At 74.0% G+C, this 4,432-nt stretch carries 3 protein-coding genes; 2 read left to right on the forward strand and 1 reads right to left on the reverse strand.

Annotation, left to right across the window (positions count from 1 at the left end; all coding sequences use genetic code 11):
* Window positions 1–143: 143 nt before the first annotated feature.
* Window positions 144–1,541, forward strand: a complete 1,398-nt coding sequence (locus P1P70_RS41245; protein WP_319247119.1) for an NAD(P)/FAD-dependent oxidoreductase — start codon at window positions 144–146, stop codon at window positions 1,539–1,541.
* Window positions 1,542–1,654: 113 nt separating this feature from the next.
* On the opposite strand, the gene P1P70_RS41250 is transcribed toward P1P70_RS41245, so the two are convergent.
* Entirely contained in the window at window positions 1,655–3,094 is a 1,440-nt protein-coding gene (locus P1P70_RS41250) for a regulator (RefSeq protein WP_319247120.1), read from the reverse strand.
* 495 nt (window positions 3,095–3,589) lie between these two features.
* Between P1P70_RS41250 and lipB the strand changes: the two genes are divergently transcribed.
* Complete coding sequence (gene lipB / locus P1P70_RS41255; protein ID WP_319247122.1) at window positions 3,590–4,381, forward strand: lipoyl(octanoyl) transferase LipB; 792 nt, start codon at window positions 3,590–3,592, stop codon at window positions 4,379–4,381.
* Window positions 4,382–4,432: the final 51 nt, after the last annotated feature.

Raw genomic sequence — 4,432 nt, forward strand, 5'->3', positions numbered from 1 at the left:
CACCCCCTCCATGCCCCCGTGCGAGGTCACACGCTCCTTCCCCGGAACCGGCCCCCACCTTCACTCTCATGCCGAACTCAGGTATTTCAAATGGGTGTTGGGGGCATAACGTCCCCGCAGCCGCGCGACCTCGGGAGGGGCACGTGCTTGAGTCGGTGCACCAGTCGGCGTACCCGGCGGACACGGAGAACGTGGACGTCATCGTCGTAGGAGCCGGCGTGGCCGGCCTCGCTGCGGCCGGACATCTGACCAGGGCGGGGCTGCGGGCCCTCGTCCTGGAGGCCGCCCCCGCCGTCGGCGGCCGTATGTCCACCGAGAAGATCGACGGCTTCCGCCTCGACCGGACGACGCATCTGCTCTCCACGTCGTACCCGGAACTGCGCCGCACCCCGGGCGTGGACACCCTGCCCCTGCGCCCGTTCGCCCCCGGTGTCCTGCTGCACTCCGACGGCCGTCATCAACGGGCCGGCGCCACCCCGGTCCTGCGGAGCGCGAGGGGCGCACTCACAGCCGCGCGCGCCCTCGCAAGCGCCCCCAGGCTCCCCCGGAACCAGGGCCGTGCCCAGGCCAGGGCCACGGGCACCCGACCGGGTCGGCTGGGCGCCCCCGCCGACCAGTCCCGGCTGGCCATGGCCCTGGCCCGGCTCGCCGCGACCGCGCCCGAACGGCTTCTCACCCGGGCCGAGGTGCTGGCCTCCCAGGCCCTGGCGACCCGGGGCTTCCCGCCCCGGACGATCGACGGTTTCGTCCGTCCCCTGCTGACCGCGCTGCTCGCCGACCCGACGCTGGCGACCTCCAGCCGCTGCGCCGACCTGGCCCTGCACACCTACGCGACAGGCCGGCTCTGCGTCCCGGAGGGCGGCGCCGACACCCTTCCCGAACTCCTCGCGGCCGCGCTGCCACCGGGCTCGGTCCGTACGGGGGTGCGGGTGACCGCCATCAGCACGACCTCGGTGACCACGGCGGACCACGGCGAACTCGCCTGCCGGGCCGTGGTGCTGGCCACGGACGCCCGTTCCGCCGCCGAACTGCTCCCCGGCCTGCGCGTGCCGGGGTTCCACCCGGTGACGGTCCTGCACCACGCCACGGACGAACCCCCGTTGACCGAACCGGCGTTGCTCCTCGACGCCGACCGCAGCGGGCCCGTCTCGCACACGGCGGTGATCAGCCAGGTCGACCCGAGCCGGGCACCGGCGGGCCGCACCCTGATCACCTCCACGGTCCTCGGCACTCCCCCGGACGCCGCGCACCTCGACGCCACGGTCCGCGCCCAACTGGCCCGCCTCTACCGCACGTCCACGACCCGCTGGGAGCTGCTCGCCGCGTACCACGTCCCCGAGGCGGTCCCCGCGATGCCCGCACCGCACGATCCACGCCGCCCGGTGCGTCTGCTCGCCGGCCTCTACGTCTGCGGTGACCATCGCGACACCAGCACCGTCCAGGGCGCCCTCCACTCCGCCCGCCGGGCCGCCCACTCCGTCCTGACCGACCTGGACGCCCACCCGGCCTTCCTGGAGGAGCCGCTGGAAACGGCCGCGTGAGACCTGGCGGGGGCCTGCCGGGAGCTGCCGGGCCTCGTCGGTCTCGCGGGACCGTGTGAACGGCGCAGGGGCGCCCGGAATGTCTCCGGGCGCCCCTGTCGCGTGCCGTACGTCTACATCAGCGCCGCCACCTTGTCCCGGTAGCCCCGTACGGGGGCCGCGTCCCGGTACGGCTCCAGTCGGCGTTCGAAGTCGCGGACGTACTCCACGGCCCTCACCGACCGCATCTCGGCGGCCTGACCGGCGGCCTCCGCGCCGAGCTGGCAGGCCTGGTCGAGCTCGCCGAGGCCGAGGCGGGCGGAGGCGAGGACGACCCGGCAGAAGAGGCGGCTGCGGGCGTAGGCGGGCGCCCGCAACTGCAGGGAGCGTTCCGCGTGTTGGGCGGCCGCACGGTACTGCTGGAGGTCGCGGTGGCTGTGGCCGAACTCGTCGGCGAGCTGCGCCTCGTCGAAGAACCGCGCCCAGTACGGGACTTCGTCCCCGGGGCGGGCCGTCTCCAGGGCGCGTTCGGCACGGACCAGCGCGGCCGTGGAGGCCCGCACCTCGCCCAGCACCGCGTGCCCGCGTGCCTCCACGGAGTGCAGCAGCGACTGCACCACCGGCGGCACGGCCGACCCGACGCCCTGCTGGGCGACGCGCGCGAGCTGCACGGCCTCCCGTCCGTGCCCCAGATAGACCGCCTGACGGCTCATCGTGACCAGCACGTACGCCCCGTACGACCGGTCCCCCGCCGCCTGCGCCAGCCTGAGCGCCTGCACGAAGTACCGCTGGGCGAGCCCGTGCGCGCCGATGTCGTACGAGGTCCAGCCGGCCAGCCGGGTCAGGTCGGCGGCGGCCGCGAACAGCCGTCGGCCGATCTGTTCGCCGTAGGCGCCGCGCAGCATGGGCTCGGCCTCGTGCTCCAGGTAGCGCACGAGGGCCTGGCGGGCGTGGCCGCCGCCGTAGGCGTCGTCGAGCGCGCGGAACAGTTCAGCGACCGAGCGGAGGGCGGCGATGTCCCCGCCCGTGACTTTCTGGCCGGGGCCGCGCTCGGTCTGGCTGCGCTGCCGGGGGACGACCGGGCGGCCCTGCGGGGGGACCCGGGTGGCTGCCGGGTCACCGCGTCCCACCCGGTCGTCGGCGCGGCCGATCAGCCAGTCGCGGCTGGGGACGACGAGTCCGGCGGGAGTGAAGGCGATCTTCCGCAGCTCGGCGTGGCTGCCGGAGTCCTTGCGCCACAGGCCGCCGACGATGTCGATGGCCTCCTCGGGGGTCGCGGCGAACTCCAGGCCCGCGTAGACGGGGGCGCAGGCGTCCAGTCCGAGGTCCTGGGCGGTGAGCCGGCGGCCGAGGCGGCGGGTGAACACCTCGGCGATGAGTGCGGGTGTCGTCCCCCGGGGCTGCTGACCGCGCAGCCAGCGGGTGACCGACGTCTTGTCGTATCTGAGGTCGAGGCCGTGTTCGAGACCGAGCTGGTCCACACGGCGCGCTAGTCCCGCGTTCGAGAACCCCGCTTCTGCGATGAGGGCGGCGAGCTGGCGGTTGGGGGTGCGCTGCGCGGGTCGTTCCGTCATCTGCGGTGCGGTCTCCTGCCTTCCGGGTGTCGGCGGGGTTTCCCGGATTGCCTGGTGAGAAGCCTTTTGCGGCCTTGTGAACGGCGCGAATGTAGCGGAGAGTAAGCGCCCGATCGCACACTTTCGGATCCATTCATCCGATCGTGTGAGGATTTGCCGCACGGCTGACGCGGGCGGCCTCCGACACGCGCCGGCTGGGCCCCTCGTACGCCCGGCGGCCGCGGCGTACGACGAGCGTCGGCCCGCACCCCCGCGCCGCGCACGACGGCCGCCGGGCACCTTCGCGGACGGCCGTACGGACAGCCGTACGACCGTCCGCACGGCCGGCCGTACGGACAGCCGGGGCCGGTGGTGCGGGTCGCGGGCGCCGGAGACCGCTCGAACAGCACGCGGTCGTACGGTCGTACAGTGGCTTGGGCGCGCCACGCGCCTGACAGAGCCACAGGGGCTATCGCGGTCCGCCGTCCGGCGGTACCGCCGAGGGAGGCGCTTGCCGTGAGTGGGTTGCGGTTCGTCCGCATGGGGTTCGGCACGGAGGCCGTCGAGTACCAGGAGGCCTGGGACGAGCAGCGCCGGGTGCACGCGGCGCGCTTCGCGGACGAGGTCCCCGACACCGTGCTGCTCCTGGAGCACCCGCCGGTCTACACGGCCGGGCGGCGCACGGCCGACAACGAGCGCCCCCTCGACGGCACCCCCGTGATCGACGTCGACCGCGGCGGCAAGATCACCTGGCACGGTCCTGGCCAGTTGGTGGGCTACCCCATCCAGAAGCTGCCCCGCCCGGTGGACGTGGTGGCCCACGTACGGCGCCTCGAAGAAGCCCTCATCCGTACGTGCGCGGAGTTCGGCGTCGAGACCACCCGGGTCGAGGGCCGCAGCGGTGTGTGGGTGCTCGGCGATCCGGTCGAGCAGCGGCTCGGCGGACTGTCGCTGGACCTCGACCCCCGGATGACCGACGACGAGTTCGATCCCCGGATGAACGGGCCGGAGTACGCGCCCTCCAACGCCGGGCAGCGGCGCGAGGACCGCAAGATCGCGGCGATCGGGATCAGGGTCGCGAAGGGGGTCACGATGCACGGGTTCGCGCTGAACGTGAACCCGGACAACAAGTGGTTCGACCGGATCATCCCGTGCGGGATCCGTGACGCGGGGGTGGCGTCGCTCGCGGGCGAGCTGGGGCGGGACGTGACGATCGCCGAGGTGCTGCCGGTGGCCGAGCGTCATCTGCGGGATGTCCTGGAGAACGCGGACCTGCAGCCGCGGGTGGTGGAGCGGGCGTCGGTGTGACGGCCGGGTTCTCTTCGCCCCCGCCGCCCTTTCCCGTCCCATCCCCAGGGG

Origin of the sequence: Streptomyces sp. MB09-02B, assembly GCF_033794485.1 — a bacterium.
Lineage (GTDB): Bacteria > Actinomycetota > Actinomycetes > Streptomycetales > Streptomycetaceae > Streptomyces.

What these genes read in the sequence shown, in the direction of transcription:
- P1P70_RS41250 (WP_319247120.1), bottom strand. Translation starts at nt 3,094, where the DNA reads ATGACGGAACGACCCGCGCAGCGCACCCCCAACCGCCAGCTCGCCGCC.